General features: G+C 72.3%; 22 protein-coding genes. 5 read left to right on the top strand and 17 right to left on the bottom strand.

Annotation, left to right across the window (positions count from 1 at the left end):
• Window positions 1–90: 90 nt before the first annotated feature.
• The 14 genes from ABZ470_RS27395 to lanL form a co-directional block, all read right to left on the bottom strand.
• Window positions 91–576, bottom strand: a complete 486-nt coding sequence (locus ABZ470_RS27395; protein ID WP_362914898.1) for a GNAT family N-acetyltransferase — start codon at window positions 574–576, stop codon at window positions 91–93.
• A gap of 130 nt (window positions 577–706) precedes the next feature.
• Window positions 707–952 carry a hypothetical protein gene (locus tag ABZ470_RS27390; RefSeq protein WP_352015653.1) on the bottom strand — a complete coding sequence of 82 codons (246 nt, stop codon included), beginning with the start codon at window positions 950–952 and terminating at the stop codon, window positions 707–709.
• A gap of 195 nt (window positions 953–1,147) precedes the next feature.
• Window positions 1,148–2,200 (bottom strand): radical SAM protein, encoded by a 1,053-nt coding sequence (locus ABZ470_RS27385; protein ID WP_362914896.1) that lies wholly within the window; start codon window positions 2,198–2,200, stop codon window positions 1,148–1,150.
• 71 nt (window positions 2,201–2,271) lie between these two features.
• A complete protein-coding gene (locus ABZ470_RS27380; RefSeq protein ID WP_362914894.1) occupies window positions 2,272–4,224 on the bottom strand; it encodes an ABC transporter ATP-binding protein in 1,953 nt (650 codons plus the stop codon).
• A complete protein-coding gene (locus ABZ470_RS27375) occupies window positions 4,206–6,011 on the bottom strand; it encodes an ABC transporter ATP-binding protein (protein WP_362914892.1) in 1,806 nt (601 codons plus the stop codon). Before ABZ470_RS27375 ends, ABZ470_RS27380 begins: the two co-directional genes overlap by 19 nt.
• 189 nt (window positions 6,012–6,200) lie before the next feature.
• Window positions 6,201–6,329 (bottom strand): hypothetical protein, encoded by a 129-nt coding sequence (locus tag ABZ470_RS27370; RefSeq protein ID WP_362914890.1) that lies wholly within the window; start codon window positions 6,327–6,329, stop codon window positions 6,201–6,203.
• Window positions 6,330–6,501: 172 nt separating this feature from the next.
• Window positions 6,502–6,642 carry an ALQxL family class IV lanthipeptide gene (locus ABZ470_RS27365; protein ID WP_362780055.1) on the bottom strand — a complete coding sequence of 47 codons (141 nt, stop codon included), beginning with the start codon at window positions 6,640–6,642 and terminating at the stop codon, window positions 6,502–6,504.
• A 151-nt stretch (window positions 6,643–6,793) separates the two neighbouring features.
• Window positions 6,794–6,919, bottom strand: coding sequence for an ALQxL family class IV lanthipeptide (locus ABZ470_RS27360; protein WP_352015647.1), 126 nt, complete (start codon window positions 6,917–6,919; stop codon window positions 6,794–6,796).
• 84 nt (window positions 6,920–7,003) lie between these two features.
• On the bottom strand, window positions 7,004–7,126 hold the full coding sequence (locus ABZ470_RS27355; RefSeq protein ID WP_352015646.1) for an ALQxL family class IV lanthipeptide: 123 nt from the start codon (window positions 7,124–7,126) through the stop codon (window positions 7,004–7,006).
• Between the two features lie 185 nt (window positions 7,127–7,311).
• Window positions 7,312–7,431, bottom strand: coding sequence for an ALQxL family class IV lanthipeptide (locus tag ABZ470_RS27350; protein WP_352015645.1), 120 nt, complete (start codon window positions 7,429–7,431; stop codon window positions 7,312–7,314).
• Window positions 7,432–7,487: 56 nt separating this feature from the next.
• Window positions 7,488–7,619, bottom strand: coding sequence for an ALQxL family class IV lanthipeptide (locus ABZ470_RS27345; protein WP_362914887.1), 132 nt, complete (start codon window positions 7,617–7,619; stop codon window positions 7,488–7,490).
• 56 nt (window positions 7,620–7,675) lie between these two features.
• A complete protein-coding gene (locus tag ABZ470_RS27340) occupies window positions 7,676–7,804 on the bottom strand; it encodes an ALQxL family class IV lanthipeptide (protein ID WP_362780061.1) in 129 nt (42 codons plus the stop codon).
• Between the two features lie 144 nt (window positions 7,805–7,948).
• The gene (locus tag ABZ470_RS27335; protein WP_362914885.1) at window positions 7,949–9,829 is read right to left on the bottom strand and encodes a prolyl oligopeptidase family serine peptidase; all 1,881 of its coding nucleotides are present in this window, start codon (window positions 9,827–9,829) and stop codon (window positions 7,949–7,951) included.
• Window positions 9,766–12,609, bottom strand: coding sequence for a class IV lanthionine synthetase LanL (gene lanL, locus ABZ470_RS27330; protein ID WP_362915242.1), 2,844 nt, complete (start codon window positions 12,607–12,609; stop codon window positions 9,766–9,768). Before lanL ends, ABZ470_RS27335 begins: the two co-directional genes overlap by 64 nt.
• Window positions 12,610–13,150: 541 nt before the next feature.
• On the opposite strand from lanL, the gene ABZ470_RS27325 reads away from it, so the two are divergent.
• Together ABZ470_RS27325 and ABZ470_RS27320 are read left to right on the top strand one after the other, a co-directional pair.
• A complete protein-coding gene (locus ABZ470_RS27325) occupies window positions 13,151–13,729 on the top strand; it encodes a TetR/AcrR family transcriptional regulator (protein WP_362914883.1) in 579 nt (192 codons plus the stop codon).
• A 279-nt stretch (window positions 13,730–14,008) separates the two neighbouring features.
• Complete coding sequence (locus ABZ470_RS27320; protein WP_362914881.1) at window positions 14,009–15,097, top strand: DUF6745 domain-containing protein; 1,089 nt, start codon at window positions 14,009–14,011, stop codon at window positions 15,095–15,097.
• Window positions 15,098–15,148: 51 nt separating this feature from the next.
• On the opposite strand, the gene ABZ470_RS27315 is transcribed toward ABZ470_RS27320, so the two are convergent.
• Window positions 15,149–15,745 carry an HD domain-containing protein gene (locus ABZ470_RS27315; protein ID WP_362914879.1) on the bottom strand — a complete coding sequence of 199 codons (597 nt, stop codon included), beginning with the start codon at window positions 15,743–15,745 and terminating at the stop codon, window positions 15,149–15,151.
• A gap of 41 nt (window positions 15,746–15,786) precedes the next feature.
• Window positions 15,787–16,494: a hypothetical protein gene (locus ABZ470_RS27310; RefSeq protein WP_362914877.1), complete on the bottom strand. Its 708-nt coding sequence runs from the start codon at window positions 16,492–16,494 to the stop codon at window positions 15,787–15,789.
• A 146-nt stretch (window positions 16,495–16,640) separates the two neighbouring features.
• On the opposite strand from ABZ470_RS27310, the gene ABZ470_RS27305 reads away from it, so the two are divergent.
• The gene (locus ABZ470_RS27305; RefSeq protein ID WP_362914875.1) at window positions 16,641–17,762 is read left to right on the top strand and encodes a sensor histidine kinase; all 1,122 of its coding nucleotides are present in this window, start codon (window positions 16,641–16,643) and stop codon (window positions 17,760–17,762) included.
• A complete protein-coding gene (locus ABZ470_RS27300) occupies window positions 17,759–18,430 on the top strand; it encodes a response regulator transcription factor (protein ID WP_362914873.1) in 672 nt (223 codons plus the stop codon). The genes ABZ470_RS27305 and ABZ470_RS27300 overlap by 4 nt, the downstream gene beginning before the upstream one ends.
• A 45-nt stretch (window positions 18,431–18,475) precedes the next feature.
• On the opposite strand, the gene ABZ470_RS27295 is transcribed toward ABZ470_RS27300, so the two are convergent.
• Entirely contained in the window at window positions 18,476–19,348 is an 873-nt protein-coding gene (locus ABZ470_RS27295) for a sigma-70 family RNA polymerase sigma factor (RefSeq protein ID WP_362914871.1), read from the bottom strand.
• Window positions 19,349–19,476: 128 nt separating this feature from the next.
• Between ABZ470_RS27295 and ABZ470_RS27290 the strand changes: the two genes are divergently transcribed.
• Complete coding sequence (locus tag ABZ470_RS27290) at window positions 19,477–19,890, top strand: VOC family protein (protein ID WP_352015633.1); 414 nt, start codon at window positions 19,477–19,479, stop codon at window positions 19,888–19,890.
• Window positions 19,891–19,916: the final 26 nt, after the last annotated feature.

The following is a 19,916-nucleotide window of genomic DNA, read 5'->3' as shown; positions in this document are numbered from 1 at the left end:
TCTGCCTTCGTGGACCTGTCCGGTCACCGGACCGTCGGTGCGGAACCGGTGCGTTGTCCGCGACAGTAGGCAGCGCAGATCAGAGCCAGATCAGAACGACCGGTCGCCGGAGGGTGTCTCGCCCAGGTCCAGCACCCCGACCGTCTCGCCCCCGGACGTCTCGCCCGTCAGCTCGAACCCGAGCCTCCGGTAGAAGCCCTCGGGGCCGTCCTCCCCCGGCTCCCAGGTGACGTACATCCGCCTCTCGCCCCGGCGCCGCACCTCGGCGGCCACCGCCTCGACGGCGAAACGGCCGACCCCACGTCCCTGCGCCTCGGGAACCACGTTGAGCCGCCACAGCCCGGAGCGGAAGTCGGCCCCCTTTCCGTCCCAGTCGATGTTCAGGAACGCCATGAGGAAACCCACCGGACGATCACCGTCGAGGATGAGACGCGGCCAGGCCACCTCCCCGTGCGCGTAGGCCTCGGCCAGCGAGGTCGCCACCGGCGAGACGAACCGCTCCTGCTCAGGACGGACGTTCACCTTCATGGCCGCCTCGACGTTGGCGGGCGTGATGAGCTCAACCCGAAAAGTCACAGAACGACCATAACGGCCGTCACACAAGCACCTCCGGCAATAATCTGAACGCCGACGCATGTCGAGGGCGAATCAGACTGAAGTCCCTCCGGTCGATCGTCGCGACCTGGGTGATGCCCAGACGTTCCGCTCACACTGAGCGATTGAACCGCTCCACCAGCAGATCTTCGACCCGTTCCGACAGATCGCCCTCACCGGACGCGCCGATTCCGGCAATCGACAGCCGACGACGCCGAACCGGGCCGGACCGCTCCTCTTCTGTCGCTTCAGCCAGCTCCGGATCTGTCTTCACCAAGCGCAGGAGCCGACGCGCCTGGTCCGGCGACAGCCGATCCACCAGGTGGTGAAGCTCCTCATACGCATGCCCGGCGCTCATGACCACAAGTCTACGCTTACGGATCCAGCAGACGGATGCTCAGCTCAAGTCGTACCCGAACAGCGCGATCGGTGAGTTTTCAGTCGGCTCCTGTCACTTGCCCCACTGCTTTGTCTTCGGCTCGGTCTTAACACGCGCCTCCCGGTCAGCGGCTGCGCGACGACCTGCATCGCTCCCGCGGTTCCGAATTCTCCGTCATCTCCCGAGAGCGGGGGCCGGGTAGGCGGGGCGGCGGTCGATGCGCAGGAGGACCTCCTGGGAGCCGAAGTGGCGGTCGATACGGCGGGTGGCCTCGGCCCAGTCGCCCATCGACCGGGCCGACGACAGGGCTTCGGCCACGAACGGGTCGCTCCAGCGTGCGACGGCGCGCCGCCACAGTACGGCGGGCTCCTCCGTCAGGAGGCTGCCCACGGTCCCCTCGTAGATGGGCATCGCGCGCACCTTCCCGTCGGGCTCGACCTGCATCAGGGGAATCACGAAACCCTGCTCGACGAAGGCCGGACGCATCTGGAGGATGACGTTGTCCGAGGCCGACACCCGCACCGACGGCGGCGCCGCCGACACCAGGCGCTCGACGTGCTCGGCGCCGGTCAGCGCGCGGATCTGGTCGTTCGTGAGCAGCTCGTGCTCGGCGAAATCGGCCCGGCTGGCCAGACCGGACGGTACGGCGGCGCCGAAGTTCAGGAACCGGACGTGCGGGAAGCGAGGCAGGACGGCCGTGCAGAACTCCTCCGTCTGGTGGAGGTTGCTCCGCACGACCGCGCAGTCGATCCCGAACTCCACGGGGTCGGCGCCCTCCGCGACACGCCTGCCGGAGACGTCGTCGAGGAGGGCCAGGGCGTTCATCGCCCGGTCGAAGGAGCCCGCCCTCCCCCGGATCCGGTCGTGGACGGCGGCGTCGGCCCCGTCGACGCTCACGGTGATCCGGGAGAACACCCGGGTGGCCTGCTCGGCCATCCGTGCGGTGAGCGTCCACCCGCCGGTGTAGAGGTTCACCTGGACGCCTGCCCGCCTGATGTGTTCGGCGACGTCGAAGATCTCCCTGACCAGCAGCGGTTCGCCCCCGCCGAACTCCACCGCCTCCGGGCGCAGGGAGACGATCGCGTCGGCGACCCGGAGCATCTCACCGTGGCTCAGCTGCCGGGCCGGACGCCTGCCCGACTCCGAGTAGCAGTGCGCGCAGCGCAGAGGGCAGGCGTAGGTGACGTCCCAGATGACGTCGGTGGGTCCGGAGAGGATGTCGTCCATGTCAGAGGTTCCTTTCGTCGTTGCGGGCACGGCTCCGCCCTGCCGCCGTCGGCGGCGGGCGGAGCGGAAGGTCAGCGGGAGCCCTCAGGCGGCCGGTGCCCCGACGGGTCACCGCCGTGCCAGTGGCCGACCAGGTCGGCGTAGAGGGGCGATCGGGCCGTCAGCTCCCGATGCGATCCGGTGAGCGCGGCGGTGCCGTCCATCAGCAGGACCCGCCCGGCCCGGCCCGCTGAGCTCATGCGGTGCGCGATCACGACGAGCGTGCCCCCGCGGGCGGCGAAGGCCGCCTCGGCGCGCTGTTCGGCGGCCGGGTCGAGATGGCAGGTGGCCTCGTCCAGGACGACGATCCTGGCCGGGGAGGCGTGGACGCGGGCCAGGGCGATGAGCTGCCGTTCTCCGGCGGAGAGCGCGGCGGGTTCCTCGATCGTGGCCCGGAGCCCGCCGAGCCGTTCGACGAGCGCTCCGGCTCCCACGGCCTCGGCCGCGGCCTCCAGCCTCTCGCCGGCGACCCTCGTGCCCTCGGGGCGGAGGTAGGCGAGGTTCTCCGCCACGGTGCCGGTGAAGACGTACGCCTCCTGCGGCACCAGCGCCATCAACGACCGCAGCCGGTGTTCGGGGACCGCCTCGATCGGCAGGCCGCCGAGCAGGATCCGGCCCTCGGTGGGGCGGCTAATCCCGGTCAGCAGCATGGACAGGGTGGATTTGCCGATGCCGCTGGGGCCGACGACGGCCAGGTGCTCGCCCTCGGCGATCGTGAGGTCCAGGTGACGCACCACAGGTGTGGCCTCGGGCGCGTAGGCGAAGCCCACGTTCTCCAGGCGCAGCCCGTGGCCGACCGGCTTCGCGTCCACGACGGCCGCCGGGGCGACGCCGTACGGAGAGGGCGGGACGGGCGCGGGGACGGACGGTCCCGGCTGCGGTGCGGTGCCGTACGGAGCGGGGGGAACAGGTGCGGGGGCGGACGGTTCCGGCGGCGGGGCGATGGTCTCGCCGAGTCTGCGCAGGGTGACGGCGAGGGTCACGCCCCAGCCGCCGACGACGCCGGTGAGGGCGCGCAGCGCCGGGTCGAGGCCGGTGGCCAGGTAGGTCGCCGCTCCGACGACCTCTCCCGCGCTCAGGTGACCGTCCCCGATCAGGGGCCGGGCGGCGAGCAGCAGGGCGAGCAGCGGCAGGTGGGCGCCGAGCGCGACGACCAGACGGCGGCTCAGGCCGGCCCAGGCCAGGGCGTGGGTGGCCGCCACCTGGGTGTCGACGGCCGCCCGTACGGTCGCGTAGGCCTGCCGGCGCGCTCCGCAGGCGGCGACGTCGCGCAGGCCCGTCAGGATCGGGGTGGCCTGTCCGGTGAGCTCCTCGTCGGCGAGGATGAGCGCGCGCTGACGGGCCACGAGCACGCGGAGCAGCCGGACGAAGACGACCAGCGCCACGGTGACGGGCACGGCCGCGACGGCGGCGAGCAGGGGCGACAGGAGCAGCAGGCCGCCCAGCGCGGCGACGAGCGAGACACCCAGCGCACGGGTGCTCCGCAACAGCGCGGAGACCAGGTTTCGCACCGTCTCGACCTGTTCGGTGAGGCGGGTCACGGCGGCGGCGTCCGGTGGCCGCGCGCTCTTCGCGGCGCGGGTGACGGCGGCGGTGACGACGGCGGTGACCAGGTCGTCGCGGAGCGGTTCGACCACCGCCGCCAGGGCGGGGAACATCATCCGGACGGCCGCCGCCTGGACGAGCATCGTGAGCCCGAGAAGGCCGAGCCAGGCCAGACCGGTCCCCGGGCTCCCGGCCAGGAAGCCGCGGTCGACGGCGGTGGCGATGAGGAGGCCGGACAGCAGCGTCGGCAGCGCCTCGACGACGGACCAGAGCGCGGCCACCGCCAGGGGACGCGGGCGCGGACGCAGCAGCGACACCAGCAGCCGGAGCCCGCCGTCCCCCGTGAGACGACCGTCGTACGGCGGGGCCTGCGCGGGGGCGGCCCCGGACGGCGGGATGTCCCGCCCGGGCCGTGGGCGGGTCAGGGACGGACCGGGCACGGTTCCTCCTCGTGGAGCGGGTCGCCGCCGGTCGGCTCCCGACCGGCGCCGGACACCGGGACGCCGGACGCCGGAGCGGCGGACGCTGAGGCGCCGGGCACCGGGGCGGCGGCGGTGAACAGGGCGCGGTAGGCCGGGTCCCGCCACAGCTCCCGGTGGGGACCGCGGGCCCGCACCCGTCCGTCGTCCAGCCACACGACCAGGTCGGCGCGGGCGGCGGTCGTGGCGCGGTGGGCGACGACCAGCCGGGTACGCCCGCGCATCTCCTCCGTCAGGGTCCGGATCACCTGGGCCTCGGTCGCCGTGTCGAGACTGGAGGTCGCGTCGTCGAGAACGGTCAGGCGGGCTCGCCTGACCAGCGCGCGGGCCAGCCCGAGCCGCTGGAGCTCACCGCCGGACAGCGGGGCCGTGTCGGCGGGCGTGCCGTACCCCTGGGGAAGGCGGCTGACGACGCCGTCGACGTGCGCCGCGCGCGCCGCCTCGCGGACGTCGGAAGCGTCGGCGGGCAGGCCGTAGGCGACGGCCGACAGGAGGTCGCCGCCCAGCAGCACGGGGCGTTCGAAGGCGTAGGCGACGGCGTTCCTGAGCGCGTCGGGGTCGGCCTCCGTGAGGGGCAGGCCGTCGAGCAGCACCTGGCCGTGGTCGGGGTCCATCAGCCGTCCCGCCAGCAGGGCGAGGGTGCTCTTGCCCGCGCCGGAACGCCCGACGACGGCGGTCAGCGCCCCGGCGGGGATCTCCAAGTCGACGCCGTCCAGGAGCGGCGGGCCGTCGCCGGCCACCGTGACGGCGCGGAACGAGAGCGCTCCGGCGCCCTCGGGCAGCGGGCGGGAGCCGGGAACCTGGGCGGGCAGGGCGAGCACCTCCCCGACCCGCCGGGCCGCGGAACGGGCGTGGGCGAGATCCATCAGCGAGTCGACCCTCTCGACGACGGCCAGGGCCAGCGCGGTGTAACCGGCCGCGGCCAGCAGTCGGCCCGGCTCAAGACGCCCGTCGGCGATGCCGAGCCCGGTCACCGCGAGCACGAGCACCTCGACGAGCAGCAGGAACAGCGAGAGCTGCCACACACTGCGGGCCTGGGCGCGCCACAGGGCGTGCCCGCTGGCGGACAGCTCCGCCAGCGGGGCGAGCACCCGGGAGATCTCGCGGTCGGCGGTGCCCGAGGCCCGCACGGTACGGATGCCCGCCAGGGCGTCGGTGAGGCGCGCGGCCAGGCGGCCCTGCGCGTCCTGGTAGCGGTCGTACAACCCCGAGACCCGGGCGACGAACACGCGGATGACGACGATCGCGACGGGCACACCGGCCAGGAAGGTCAGACCGACCCGCCAGTCGATCAGGAACAGCCCGACGGCGCCGCCGATGGAGGTGAGAAGCCCGGTGACCGTGTACAGCAGTGTCAGCGGGACGTATCCGGAGATCGCGGTGTTGCTCACCAGGCGGTTGGCCAGTTCCCCGGTGGGGAACCGGCGCGCCTGGACGGTGTCGAGTCCCAGGACGTGGGCGGTGAGGCGGGAGCGCAGGGCCGACGTGGCGGACGCGGTGGCCGTCACCCCGGCCAGCGCGCCGGTGACCTCGGCGCCCGTGGCGACGGCGATGACGAGGGCGAGCCATGTCACGGCGTCCGCCGTTCCCCGTCCGGTCAGGACCGCGTCGACCGCGGCGGCGAGTGCGGCGGGCAGGGCCAGCGCGGCGGCGGAGGAGGTGAGGACGGACACCGTGGCCACCGCCAGCGGCGCCCACGCGCCACGCGTCAGCGACCAGAGGAGCCGGTCGCCGTGCTTGTGCGTCACTCGCTCTTCCGGCGCGTCCGACGCATGGTCTGACATCGTTGCCCTCTCTCGGTTCTCCGGCGGCGTCACTGCTGGGGAGCCACCCGGCCGGGAAGGGCCGCGCCCGGTTCGGTGACCGGGCGCGGCGCCGTCATGGCCGTCCTCCCGGGGAGACGCCGGGCTCCGGCGCCTCCCACGAGGCGGACGTGCTCAGGTGGTGGTCATGCTGCAGGTGCGGCCCTTGCAGGTGATGCCGCAGGTGGGGCCGCTGCACTCCCGCAGCTGGGACTCCTCCGCGGCGGCGGGGAGCAGGTCCAGGGCGACGATGTCGAGTTCCATGACTTCTGCCTTTCCATGGTTGGAGTCGCCGCGGGCGTTGCCGCCTCGCGGGCGATGTTCAGGTGTGCCTCCTGCGGGGCGCGTATCGCCCCGGAGGAGGTCCGGGCCACCGTGGTCGTGACGGCCCCGAGCGGGGCCGTCGTCCCCCGGGACCCTCCCGACGCGGGAGGCGTCAGAAGGGGTTGGTCCAGTCGCAGGTGGGACCGGTGCAGGTGTGCTCGCAGGACTTGCCGCTGCAGGTGACCTGGCACGGGTACAGGGGGCTCTCCTCCTCGGCGGGGAGCAGGTCCAGAGCGGTGATGTCGAGTTCCATGTCTTCTTCCTTTCCGTGGTCGGAATCACCGCGGGCGTGGACACGCCCGCGGTGTCCTTCTGGGAGGTGCGGACTCCGGGGATGGTCCGTGACGTTCCTTCGCCTCGGAGATCCGCGATCTCCTCGCGTTCCTCCCGCTGGGGAGGAGGTGTCACCGGTTGGTGCCCTCGCAGCTGAGCTGGCAGTGGTAGGTGTACTCACAGGAGTGGTTGCACGGGTACAGCCGGGACTCCTCCCTCTCGGGGAGCATGTCCAGGGCCGTGACGTCGAGGTCCATCGCCTTCTCCTCCTTTCTCTCCGGTCGCCGTCAAGGTCCGCGGGTGCCCGCCTCTTTCCCGCTCTCTCGGAGCGAGGAGAGGCGTCAGCTGCTGGTGACCCGGCAGGTGCCGCCGATGCTGCAGGTCCTGGCGCAGGTCACCGTGCACACGTAGAGGGGGGACTCCTCGGCGGGGAGCAGGTCCAGAGCGGTGATGTCGAGTTCCATGGTTTCTGCCTTTCTTGCTGTTTTCTGGGAGATGTCCGGCGCGAAGGCGCACCCTCTCCGGCGGTGTCGCGTGAACACCACCGCGCCGGAAGGGGCCGCGCCCAGGCCGGTGCCCGGGCACGGCGCCGTCAGGACCGTCCTCGGAACACGCCGGACACCCGGCGGCCACACGAGGACGGACGGCCTCAGGCCGAGGTGACCATGCAGGTGCGGCCGTGGCAGGTGACGCTGCAGGAGATCTCGCACAGCTGCAGCGAGGACTCCTCGGCGGGAAGCAGGTCCAGAGCGGTGATGTCGAGTTCCATGGCGATGCCTCTCCGTTGATTCGGTGATTTCGATGCCGGGTGACGCGAGGAAGACCTCACGCGGAGGTGTACAGGCAGGTGGGGCGGTTGGTGCCGCAGGTGCGCGGAGAGCAGGTGTTGTTGCACGGGTAGAGCGGGGACTCCTCCTGAGCGGGGAGCATGTCCAGGGCCGTGATGTCGAGTTCCACGGTGGTGCCTTTCTGCTGATCCGCTGGTTCTGATACCGATTAGTGCGAGGGAGACGTCACCATTCGGTGATCTGGCAGGTACGGCCGGTGCCGCAGGTACGCGGGTAGCAGGTGACCTGGCACGGGTAGAGCTGGGACTCCTCCTCGGCGGGGAGCAGGTCCAGAGCGGTGATGTCGAGTTCCATCGTTTTCCCTTCTTTGTGGTGGTCGTCAGGGCCGGCCGCCTTCGATGACGACGACCCTCCGTACCGGCCGGTCCCGGGTTCCTCCACCGGGCGAGCCCGTGGAGGTGCCCAAGCCGGCCGGGGCTGTGGCCCCGTCCACGCCGACTAGGCGGACGGGGGCGTCCCGGTGCGCAGGAAGCCGACGAGGCCGTCGCGAACGACCTTCCCGTCGCTCTCGGAGAGCGGGTCGTGGCCCGCACCGGGGATCTCCAGGTAGGCCGGGCCCACACCGTGGTGGCGGCTCCGGAGCAGCCGGTCGCGCAGGCGCCGGGAGTGGGAGACGGGGATGATCGGGTCCCGTTCGCCGTGGACGATGAGCAGGGGCGTTCGCAGGCGGTCGGCCAGCCGCAGCAGGTCGCGGGGCCCGAGGTCGTCGTGGATCTCCTCACGGCCGCCGAGCCGGTCGAGCATGGTGCGCACCGTGGTGGGCCCGTCCTCGTACAGCTCCCGCCCGGACAGGAACGGGGCGACGACCGCGGCGCGGGTCCACAGGTCCGGCCGCGCGGCGGCGGCCAGCAGCGCCAGGTAGGCCCCGTAGCTGGCGCCGTACAGCGCCGGTCGCTCCAGGAGAGGCCCTCGGGCGGCGCCCAGGGCGCGTCCCAGGTGGAGGACGTCGGCCAGGTCGGGGCCGCCCCACGCGCCCTGGATCGCGTCGCGGTGGGCGGCGCCGTATCCGGTGCTGCCGCGCTGGTTGGGGGCGACCACCGCGATCCCCTCGGCGGCCAGGCTCTGGAACAACGGGTCGAAGCCGAGCTGCCAGGCCGCCTCGGGGCCGCCGTGCAGGGCGATCACGACCTGCGCGGCGGTGGCCGGCTCGCCGTACACGACGGCCTCGATGGCTCCGGCGGGGCCGTCATAGGTGTGGACGCGGGCACCGGCCCAGCGGTGCCGGGACGGTTCGGGGACGGACGGGATCCGGTGTGCCCGCCGGGACACGGTGATCGGGCCGGGGGGCCGGTCGGGTGTGGTGTGGATCAGGTGCAGGTGGGTGTCGCCCCAGTGCGCCAGGGGGAACAGCGTCCCGCCCGGCAGGCCGCTCTCCTCCGTGACGTCCCCGACCAGGTCGTGCAGCAGGAGGTGGGAGCGGGCGCGGCGGGTGACCGCCAGGGCCAGCCGTCGCCCGTCGGGGGACAGGGCGAGCGGTGTCACGCCGCCCTCGATCGCGTTCAGCCGGTCGGGGAAGACGGTGGGCCTGTCGTCGTGCAGGAGACGCACGCCGAGCCGGTACGCGCCGTCGCGCCGGGCGGCGGTGAGCAGCGCACCCGTACGGGGCGCGGCCAGCAGCAGGTGCTCGTCACCGGACAATCCGGTCAGAGGTTCGAGGGCGCCGCGCGCCAGGTCCAGGACCGCCGTGCTCGCCCCCGTCCTGGAGCGAACGGCCAGGCGTGTGCCGTTCTCGTCGAGCCAGACCCCTCCGCCGACCAGGTCCGGCAGTACGGTGACCAGCTCGGGCGGTTCGGGCCTGCCGGACAGGCGCAGCACCCTGCTCTGCTCGACGCCGGTCGCGAAGGCCACGGCCGCCGTTCCCCCACCTGGCCCCGCGACGACCCCGAGGCCGTTGCCGAGGACGGTGCCCAGTTCGTGCTCCTCGGGCCGCCCGCCGTCCCGGGAGGGGACGGCGAGCAGGACGCGGTGCACGCCCTCGGTGCCGATGTGGCAGAGCAGGAGGTGCCCGTCGTCGGTGGCGACCGGCACCGTCATCGGCGTCTGCTCGTCGCGGACGCGCAGTTCCCGGGATTCCCGCCCGGTGTCGGTCAGGTCCCACATCTCGGGGGCGAGGCGGCCGTGACCGTGGTCGGCCAGGCAGGCGAGGTACCGGCCGCGCCCGGAGAAGCGGAAGTTGATCCGGCGGACGTCGGGAAGGCGGTCGGCTCCGGTCGCGAGTTCTGCCGCCGTACGGTCGGCGTCCGCCGTGCCGAGTTTCATCGCGCCCGGCCCGTGGCCGCCACGGGCACCGGAACGCCCTTCGGCTCGTCCGCCATCCATGGGCGTGGCCCACCGTGGCGCAGTCTCAGCAGGAAGTCCAGCACACCCGCCATGCCGGTGTTCCAGCCGAGGCTCACCTCGTGCCCGCCCTCGTCGGCCACGACCAGCAGCCCGTCGCGGAGCATGGCGCGTGCCCACAGGCACGCGGCCAGTTCCTCGGCCCGCTCGCGGTAGGCGGGCTCGTCGAGCAGGTCGGCCATGTCCAGGAGGAACTGCCCGTCACCGGCCAGCCCGTGGCAGGCGGCCGTACCCATGTGCAGGCGGCCGGAGTGCACGGCCACCGCGGCGGCCTCGGCCGCGTCACGGAAGCGCGGTTCGCCGGTCGCCGCGTACAACCGGACCAGGAACGTTCCCACCCCGGAGGAGCCGCTGCACCAGTGGGTTTTGCGGGCCACGCCGCCGGGGCTCTCGGCCCACCAGGCGGCGTCGTCCTGGCGGATGGCCGCGGCCAGCAGGGTCTCCCCCGCCGCCACGGCGGTCTCCAGGCAGTCGTCCCGGCCGAGCGCGGTTCCCGCCGCCAGCAGGTAGGCCCCGATCCCGGCCACGCCGTGGCCGAAGCCGTAGTGCAGCACTCCCGCCAGTGCGGAGTCGAAGTCCGGGGGAATGCGCCACAGCACGGCCTCCGGGGTGCGCTGGGCCACCTTCAGCAGGGCGTCGGCGCATCTGTCCGCCTTGTCGCGGAACTCGGTGTCACCGGTGGCGTGCCAGAAGTGCAGCAGGGCCAGTCCCGTTCCGGCGAGGCCGTGACAGATGTCCGGGTTCGGCCAGTCGTCCGGCAGGCCCCGGGCCATGTCGAGCCCCTGGGCTCGCAGGGAGGCGTCGTCGAGCGCGCGGCCCGCCTCGTACAGGCTCCACGCGATGCCCGCCCGGCCGAAGTACAGCCCCGGCGAGGGCCGCGGCTCACCGGCCAGGCGGCGCACGGTCCAGTCCGCCACCTGCCGCAGCCCCGCCGTCAGGTCCTCGCGTGAGCCCGCCAGGAGGTCACCGCCCGTGCCCGGTTCGGAGGACGACGGAAGCTCGGGATCCACCACGGCGGCGAGCAGGGTGAGCACCCCGGCCGAGCCGTACTGCAGGGCGCACGGGTCGGCGGTCGTGCCGAACCCGGTGACGGGCCACAGGGAACCGCGCCGCGTCACACCGCCCCCGGGTCCGGACGGCGATATCGTCCGCAGGACGTGGGCGAGCCCGTCCCCGAGCAGACGATCCTGGTCGGCCACGCTCAGGCGGTAGGCGCCCCCCGCGGAGGGAGACGGCCCGGCCCCGTCGGCCATCTCGTCCAGGAACGCCCGCACCCGGGTCAGGTCCCAGCGCAGGGAGGGCTCCTCCCTCATCAGTCCCAGGATCATCGGTGCCAGCGCGGTCGCCGTCGCGTCGTCGGCGGTCACCACGCCCAGCAGCGTGCGCAGCCGGGACTCCCACGGCCTGACCTCGGGGGACAGGTCCTCGGGAACCGACGGCTGGCAGCCGGTGGCCAGGAAGAACAGGGTCGTTCCCAGCGCGAACAGGTCGACCGTGGCATCGGGCGCGGGGCCGTAGTGGGCGGCCCGCACCTGCTCGGGCGGGGCGTAACCGGGTGTGTAGGCCCGGCCGACCGGCGTGCCGGGCACGGCGGCCATCTCCAGGTCGATCAGCAGGCACTCGTCGTCGGGGAGGACCATGACGTTGTTCGGCGTCAGGTCGCGCAGCACGTATCCCTGTTCGTGGACCGTCGAGACCAGCGCCGTCATCCTCCGCGCCAGGCCGACCACCGTCTTACGCCACTCCGCGCCGGGCAGGGAAGGGCGCCGCTCGTTGACCCAGGCGCTGAGCGGGGTCCCGGTGAGGTGCTCCTGCGCGAGGAACAGGTTGCCGCCGGTCTCGAACAGCGCCACCTCTCGTGCGGTGACCCCCAGCGGCCCGAACAGTTCCAGCATGCGGGCCTCGTGACGCAGCAGATCGCGTTCGTCGCGTCCGTCGATCGAGGCGCCGAGGTGGGGGCGGGCCTGCTTGATCACGACCATGCCGCCGTCGGTGCGGTCCTCCGCCAGGAACACCCCGCCCTTGGCGCTGTGCCGGAGGGCCTGGCGCACCACGAACCGGTCCGCCAGCAGGACCGCCTCGGGCGCGGTGGTCCTGACCGTCGCCTGTCCCGACTCGAAGGGGCAGGGCGCCCACGCGGGCGGGGAGTACCAGGCGTTGCGTTCGTCGGTCACCGGGGTGCCGTCGGGGGCGGTCAGCCGGGAGGCGTAGGTGCCGTCGTTGTCGAGCTCGCTGAGGGCGGAGAACACCCCGAAGCGGTAGTGCACCAGGCTGCCGGGCCGGTAGGCGCGGTCGGACAGGATCGGCGGGCCCGGCAGACCGTACGTGGCGGTGTGCAGTTCCTCGGCGATCGCCACGGCAGCCTCGTCGTCGGGCGGGTAGACCGTGACGAACTTGCCCATCGACCCGCGGTTCTGGTCGCGGGAGACGAGTCCGCTCAGTTCCGTGAGCGTGGCGGCGAACTTGAACGAGCAGCGGTGCCGGGCCAGCACCTCCACCACCCGCGCCAGCACCAGCGGCGCCGACAGCGGCGTCGCCGAGACGTGGAGTTTCCAGCCCTGCGGGCGGGTCACCGCGCTCTGCGGTGTCACGTAGGTCCAGGGCTCGCCCTGCTGGATCTCCCAGCCCGGGACGACCCCTCCCTCCGCCCGTGGTTGCGCCTCGCCCGGTCCGCTCACGGCCCTCGCCAGCGTCGCCGTGGCGACGTCCCGCAGGACGTGACGATCCTCATCGAACCGGTTTCCCCCGTTGACAGCCTGCATGTCCACGTTTCCCCATCGTCTTCACTCGATCTCGATCCGCGTCGTCCACGACGGACGCGAACGGCTCACCGTCCGGGTTCGGCTCCGGGTGAGCGGCGTCGGCACCGGTCTGCTCACCGGTCTGTCGAGACCACCGTTTGAGCAGGCCGGCCCCCGGCCGAGGCCGTCGTGGGATCCGCCGGCACCACCCCTGCCGGCCGGCCCCCCGATGCCGAACTTGACATCGACAAGATACGACGCGGATTCAATCTTGGCAACGGCAAGATTGAGGTGGGTCATTCCGGGGCCGATGTCCGCCCGGCCCCGAGCCCGTACGGCGAGCCGTCCGGCACGGCGGGCCACGCGGCCCTCGTCCCGGTTCTTCTCCGGCCGCCGAAGGGAGCCGAACGGGACCCGGCGAAGCCGTGATCCCGGAGGCGGCCCGCGTCGTGGGTTCCCACGAAAACCGGGACCCGGGGCGGCCGCCCGGCCGATGATTGAGCAGGTCCGCAGCCCTGAGGGGGCATTACGGCGTTCAGGCGGCCCCGGTAGGCTGATCGCCGTGAGTAAGCAGTCCTATCATCACGGGGACCTGCGGCGGGCCCTGCTGGACGCCGCGCTGGAGGCCGTCGCGAAGGACGGGCCGGTCGCGCTGAGCCTTCGCGAGATCGCCCGCCGGGCGGACGTCTCCCACGCCGCTCCCACTCACCATTTCCGCAACAAGGCCGGCCTGCTCACCGCGATCGCAGTCGAGGGTTACCACCTGCTGGCCGACGAGCTGGAACGGGTCCGGGTCACCGGCGGACTCGTTGAGCAGGGCGTCGCCTACGTCCTCTTCGCCACCGCCCACCCCGCCCACTTCGCGGTCATGCGCGTCCCCGACCTGCTCAACAGCCGTGACCCCGACTTCGTGGCCGCCCGCGACCGGGCCTGGCACCAGTGGCTGAGCGGCACCACCATGCCGGACGGCTCGACCGACTGGACCGCCGCCGTCGCCACATGGGCGATGATGCACGGCCTGGCCAACCTGCTCGTCGAGGGAAACGTGCAGCCCGAGCCCGGCGGTGACGTCGAGACACTGGCCCGTGCCGTCGGCCGCCACCTCGCCCCCCTGAAACCGCGGGCACCACACCGCGACTGAGATCCGGCGCCCTTACCGGCGACTTCCCTAACGCCAGCGAATTCCAAGTGGCTCGCAAGAATGTCCTCCAGCGAATTCCAAGTGGCTCGCAAGAATGTTCGGTGAACCTGGCGGCATCGGAACAACGCAGGTTTCCCCTCCGGACCGAGCCGCTCGAAGAAGAGCGCCGGCACGCTTCGTGTTTCGCCCGGTTCCTTCGACCCGGCGAACGCGTCCGGAGGCGGCCGACGAGAAGTCCGGACCGGCGGTGTCACCGATCGTCCTGAGCGACTCTCCGAGATGGATGACCGACTGCAGATGAGCGGCACACCCCTGCCCCCCTTCGAGGGCGTCCTCACCGCCGAGCACGAGACCCTCGTCGCCGGTATCCGTGACCAGTGGATGCGCGACGGCCTGTCCACCCGCCCCGTCGACAGGGGCGAGGCGGAGCGGGCGGTGCGCGAGATGTACGCGCTGGTCGGCCTGGAGCCGCCCCTTCTCAAGGTGTGGGTGGACTCGCCACCCGGTTGTTTCCCGATGGTCTCCGCCCTTGGCGGCTCCATCGTCCGCTGTGGGCACTTCGAGAACCGGCTCAAGGAGTGCCTGGAGGGCCGGCTCAGGGACCGGCTCGGGCAGCGGCTCTTGGACCGGCTCCGATGTCAGCTCCGCGCCCGGCTCTGGGAGCCGCTGTGGGGGCAGCTCCGCGCCCAGTTACGGGGGCAGCTCCTGAGCCAGTTGGGCGACCGGGCCGGATCCGATCCGTCCAGGTACGTGTGGGGGGCCAAGGACATCTGGAGGGACGCCTACTGGATCGCGTTCTACACCTCCGCCCTGCGTGTGGCCGGGGCGGGACCCGACGAACGCCTGGACGCGCTGGCGGAGGTGACCCGCAGACTCGGCTGGTGGATCCCCCTGGCCGGCGCGGTCGTCATGTCCGGACGTCCCGTCGCGATCCGGCGTGACGGCGACCTGCGGCTCCACTGCGAGAACGGGCCCGCGCTCTCCTGGCCCGACGGGCACACGCTCTACGCCTGGCACGGCACCCGCGTTCCGAAGTGGGTGATCGAGGCCCCGAACTGCGAGGCCATCGCGGCGGAGAAGGACGCCGAGGTCCGCAGGTGCGCCATCGAGTCCCTCGGCTGGGACCGCTACGTCGCCGAGACCGGGCTGCCGCTGGTCGCCTCGGCGGAGGACCCCCGCGATCCGGCCCTGACCCTCGCCCTGTACGAGGTGCCCGAGGAGGTTCTGGGGGAGCCCGCCCGGGTCCTGCTGCGCGTCGGCGACCCCACGGGCCCCGGCGGGTCGCGCGGGAGGGCCGGGCTGGTCGTCCCCGTGGAGACGGCCACCCCGCTGGAGGCCTCCGAGTGGGATCACCTCCGGCTCTCCTGACGGGACCACGACCTCGTCAGACGGGAGAGGCCGCCCTGCCGTACGCCCGTCCTAGACCACGGCGCACCCGTAGGCCGTGGTGAAAGGCGTGAGATCGGGAACGCCGAAGGTTTCGCACATCGCCTTGAACGCGACGACCTTGTCCTCGCCGAAGCGCCGGACCCGGGTGGCGTAGGACGCGGCGGAGACGAATGTGGGCGGGGTGGACTTGCTGTGGAACTTGTCGGCGTACATCACCAGTCTCTCCTCACCCGACTCGGCGACATAGTCGGCGACGGGGATGGGAAGCCCCTGGTTCCGCACGTCGTCCCGGCTGATCCCCACTCCGGTGTGGCAGGAGCAGAAGCGGCAGATCTCCTCAGGAAATCCCTCCTCACGGAGGAGTTCGTGACCGAGTACGCCATGCCGTACGTAATGTGTGTGATCGAGTTCTCCGTCGGCGCCGTAAAGCCGGTAGACCCCGATGTCGTGAAGCAGGCTTCCCGCCCGCACAAGGTCCCTGTCGAGGTCGGATCCGGTACGCGCGAGAATCTGCTCGGCGATGCCGCACACGATTTCGCAGTGGGTGAAGACGAGCTCGAACGCCTCCCGCGTGGGCGCGTACTTCTCGTGGAGCGCGCGAATCTGTTCGTCTCCAGGAATCCGCATTCCGGGAGTCTAACAACGGGTGAGAACGGCGTTCGAGTGGCTCAGCCGAGGGTGCTCGCGTAGGCGAGCAGGCCGACGACCGCCGTGCCGAGCAGGGTGAGCAGGACGGAGCGGCGGCTCGGCCTCGGCCCCTCACGCACGAGCCTGAACCCCAGCGGCAGGAACGCCACGCACAACCCCAGGGTCCCGGCGATCGTGAACGCGTCCGTCCCCTTGAGCACGCCGAGCGGCACCGTCCCCATCGAGGCGAGCGCGATCGAGCCGGTCAGGCCGAGGACCCGGCTGCGGTAGGCGCCGAAGGCCAGGACGTACCAGCCGAACATGATCGTGAACGACAGGTAGCTGAACAGATGGGTGTCCTGGTAGGAGTCCTGGACGAAGGCCGTCGCGGAGTCCAGGCCGCGCCGCAGCACCAGCCGGAACGCGGTCTGGTTGATCCCGGCGTGGAAGGTGCGCTCGAACAGCCCGAAGATGACGAACGCCCCACCCCACGCGGCCCACATGGGATGGGTCCGCCCGATCCCGCGGGCCAGCGTGACGACGGCGGGCCACATCAGCACGTTGCCCGCCAGGAACGCGGTGTAGCCGCCGATCACCAGGCCGGGAGCCCGCGGTACGGCCGCCAGTTGCTCGGTGAAGGAGAAGGGGAACGGCACCCGCGTCAACGCCCCCGCCAGCAGGAGCAGGGGTCCGACGATCATGGAGACCGCGCTGATCCGGCGGCCGGGGAAGCTGTGGTCGGTTGGCATGGCCCGACGATCGCACCGCGTCCACCCGGGGCGGATCAGCCCTCCGTGGACACTTCCCGGTCAGCCCCAGGGCTGTCGTTCATCCCCAGGGATGATCCTCCCTGGGTGGATGTGTCCTGGTTCGGCGGCGCGTTACCGTACCGGTCATGCCCGCAGAGAAGCCCACCCGCCGTCAGGTCGCCGCCGATGTCATGACGGCCGTCGCGCTCCTGACCGTGGACATCGGTCTCGCGGGCAACCTGCTCATGGACCAGACCGGGTCCCCGTGGCGGCTCCCGGTCTCACTGGCCGTCGCCGCCGCGATCGCCGTACCGCTCGCGCTCAGGCGGTACCGGCCGTTCGGGGCGTTCGTCGTGATCATGGGGCTTTCGGTCCCCGCCGCCGCGCTCGGCCTGCTGTGGGACCCGTTCGTCGCCACGGCCTGCGCCCTGTACACGCTGACACTCGGCGCCCGCAGGGAACTCGCGGCACGGGCCATGGCCTGCACCGCCGCCGCGACGGTGGTCGCCGCCGCCGTCGGTGACCTGCCGCTCCCCGGCGGCGCGTGGTGGTACGTCCTGGCCCTGCCGCTGCTCGGGGGTGCCTGGCGGCGGGCGCTCAACGTGCGTGAACGCCGTGACCAGGAGGCACGCCTGGAACGGCAGCGTGAGCACCAGGTGCTGGTCGACGAGCGGCTGCGGATCGCCCGTGAGCTGCACGACGTGATGACCCACGGGATGGAGTTGATCGCGGTCAAGGCGAGCGTCGCCAACCACCTGGCGCGGAACCGGCCGGAGGAGGCCCTCGACGCGCTGCGGGTCATCGAGGCGACGAGCAGGCAGGCGCTCACCGAGACGCGCAGACTGCTCGGGGTGCTCCGGGAGGACACCGGACCGGCCCCCGTGCCGACCCTCGGCGGCCTCACCGAACTCGCCGAGCGGGCCGCCATGGCCGGGGTGGACGTCGAACTGTCGGTCGAGGGCGGGGACGACCTCCCGGAACCCGTCGAGCTCGCCGCCTACCGGATCGTCCAGGAGGCCGTGACGAACGTCGTCAAGCACGCGGCCCCGGCCCGCTGCCGGGTGAACGTCCTGGCCGGGCAGGGGGTCGTGACGATCGAGGTGACCGACGACGGCCACGGCGCCCCGTCTCCCGCGACCTCCCCGGGACACGGCATCATCGGCATGCGGGAGCGGGTCACGATGTACGGCGGGCGGTTCGCCGCGGGGCCGCTGCCGGATGGGGGATTCCAGGTGAACGCGACCCTGCGCTACGAAGAGGCGCTGTGACCGAGCCGATCCGGGTGCTCGTCGCCGACGACCAGGCCCTGCTGCGGGGCAGTTTCCGGGCGCTGATCGAGAACGAGCCCGAGATGACCGTCGTCGCGGAGGCGGGCACCGGCGCGGAGGCCGTCGAACTCGCCCTCGCCCACCTGCCCGACATCGTGCTCATGGACGTGCGCATGCCGACGATGGACGGCATCGAGGCCACCAGGCGGATCTGCGGGACGCCGGAGACCCAGGGGGTGCGGGTCCTGATCCTGACCATGTTCGACCTGGACTCCCACGTGTACGCCGCGCTGCGCGCCGGGGCGGGCGGGTTCCTGCTCAAGGACACCCGGCCCGCGGAACTGTGCGACGCGATCCGCCTCGTCGCCCGGGGAGAGGGGCTCCTCGCCCCGACCGTCACCCGCCGGTTGATCGCCGAGTTCGCCCGCTCCCCCGAACGGCCCCCGGTGCTGACCCGCGAACTCCAGCTCCTGACCGAAAGGGAGCGGGAGGTCCTGACCCTGGTGGCGCGCGGCCTGTCCAACACCGAACTCGCCGAGCGGCTACAGCTGTCACCGGCCACGGTGAAGACCTACATCGGACGGCTGCTGGCGAAACTCCACGCCCGAGACAGAGCCCAACTCGTGATCATCGCCTACGAGTCAGGCCTGATCAGCCCGAACCGCTGACCTCCCTCCCCGAAAACGGCGTTCCGCGCCCTGACCGGACGCCGGTCAACGCCGCTCCTCCTCACCGGCCAGGAGATGGACGATGTCGAGGTCGCGGAGCCGGTCCGGATCGGTTTCGACGGCGATGCGGGTGATCTTCCCGTCGTGGACGGTGAACGTGATGACGGCCTTCGGCCGGCCCCGGTGTGACCAGACGGCCGCCGGGACGCCGTCGACCAGGGCGAGCCTGGCGGCCTGGGCCCGTCCGGCGAAGAACGCCGCCACCGCTTCGGCGCCGCGGATCTCTATGGCCACGGCCTCCGGATCGAGCAACTCGACCAGGGCGGTGAAGTCCCCTCCTCTGGCCGCGGCGAGGAACGCCTCGACGATCTCCCGCTTCGCCGATCGCGCGGCGTCGGAGGCGTCGGCCGTTCCCCGCACCTGGCGCCGGGCCCGGCTCGCGAGTTGCCGGGCCGCCGCCGGGGAGCGGTCGAGGATGGCGCCGATCTCGGTGAACGACACGGCGAAGACGTCGTGCAGGACGAACGCGAGCCGCTCGGCGGGAGTCAGCGTGTCCAGCACCACCATCAGCGCGACACCGACCGAATCGGCCAGAAGCGTCTCCTCCTCGGGGGTGGCCTGGCCGACCGGGTGGGTGCTCGGTCGCGGTTCGGCCGGTTCTGGCGGCAGCGCCCCGGCCGACTCCTCACGCCGGGCCCGGCGCGTCTCCAGCATGTTCAGGCAGACCCGGGCGACGACGGTGGTCAGCCAACCGGCCGGGTTCTCCACCTGGCCGGTTTCGGCGCGGCCGACCCGCAGCCAGGCCTCCTGCACCGCGTCCTCGGCCTCGGTCGAGGAGCCGAGCATCCGATAGGCCACCGCGTACAGGCGGTTCTGGTGCTCGGCGAACCGCTCGCTCAGCCAGTCCTGCTCAGCCATCTGTCACATTCCTCCGTCCGTGCCTGTCATACCAATTGACCGGCGAACGCACGCCGATGTGACATCCGGGCCCCGGCCCGGATGTCCGGCCCGCCGGCGCACACCACCCCACGCACAGGGAGCAAGGCATGAAAGCGCACGTCAGCTCGATCCTTCTCGGAGTCCGGGACATGGACCGGGCCAAGCGGTTCTACACGGAGGGACTCGGCTGGAAGATCAAGAACGACTACGGCATCTCGGTGTTCTTCGAGTCGGACGGCGCCTCGCCCGTCGGTTTCTACGGTCGCGAGGGCCTGGCCGACCAGGTGGGCACAAGCCCTGAGGGCAGCGGCTTCAGCGGACTGGTCCTGACCTACGTCGTCCGTGGTGAGGCGCGGGTCGACGAGATCATGGCGGAGGCCGAGAAGGCCGGCGCCACAGTCCTCAAGCCCGCCGGTGCCCTGCCGTGGGGCGGGTACGGCGGCACCTTCGCCGACCCGGACGGCTACGTCTGGAGTCTCGGTTACAGCCCCCGGGGAACGGACCAGCCCTACGCGGAGTGACCGCGGCCTTCTGCGCCAAGCCCGGG

Source organism: Streptosporangium sp. NPDC020072, from assembly GCF_040631445.1.
In the GTDB taxonomy this organism is placed as follows: Bacteria; Actinomycetota; Actinomycetes; order Streptosporangiales; family Streptosporangiaceae; genus Streptosporangium.
Note: the sequence above shows the minus strand (reverse complement) of the source record. Positions and strands in the feature narration are given on the sequence as shown.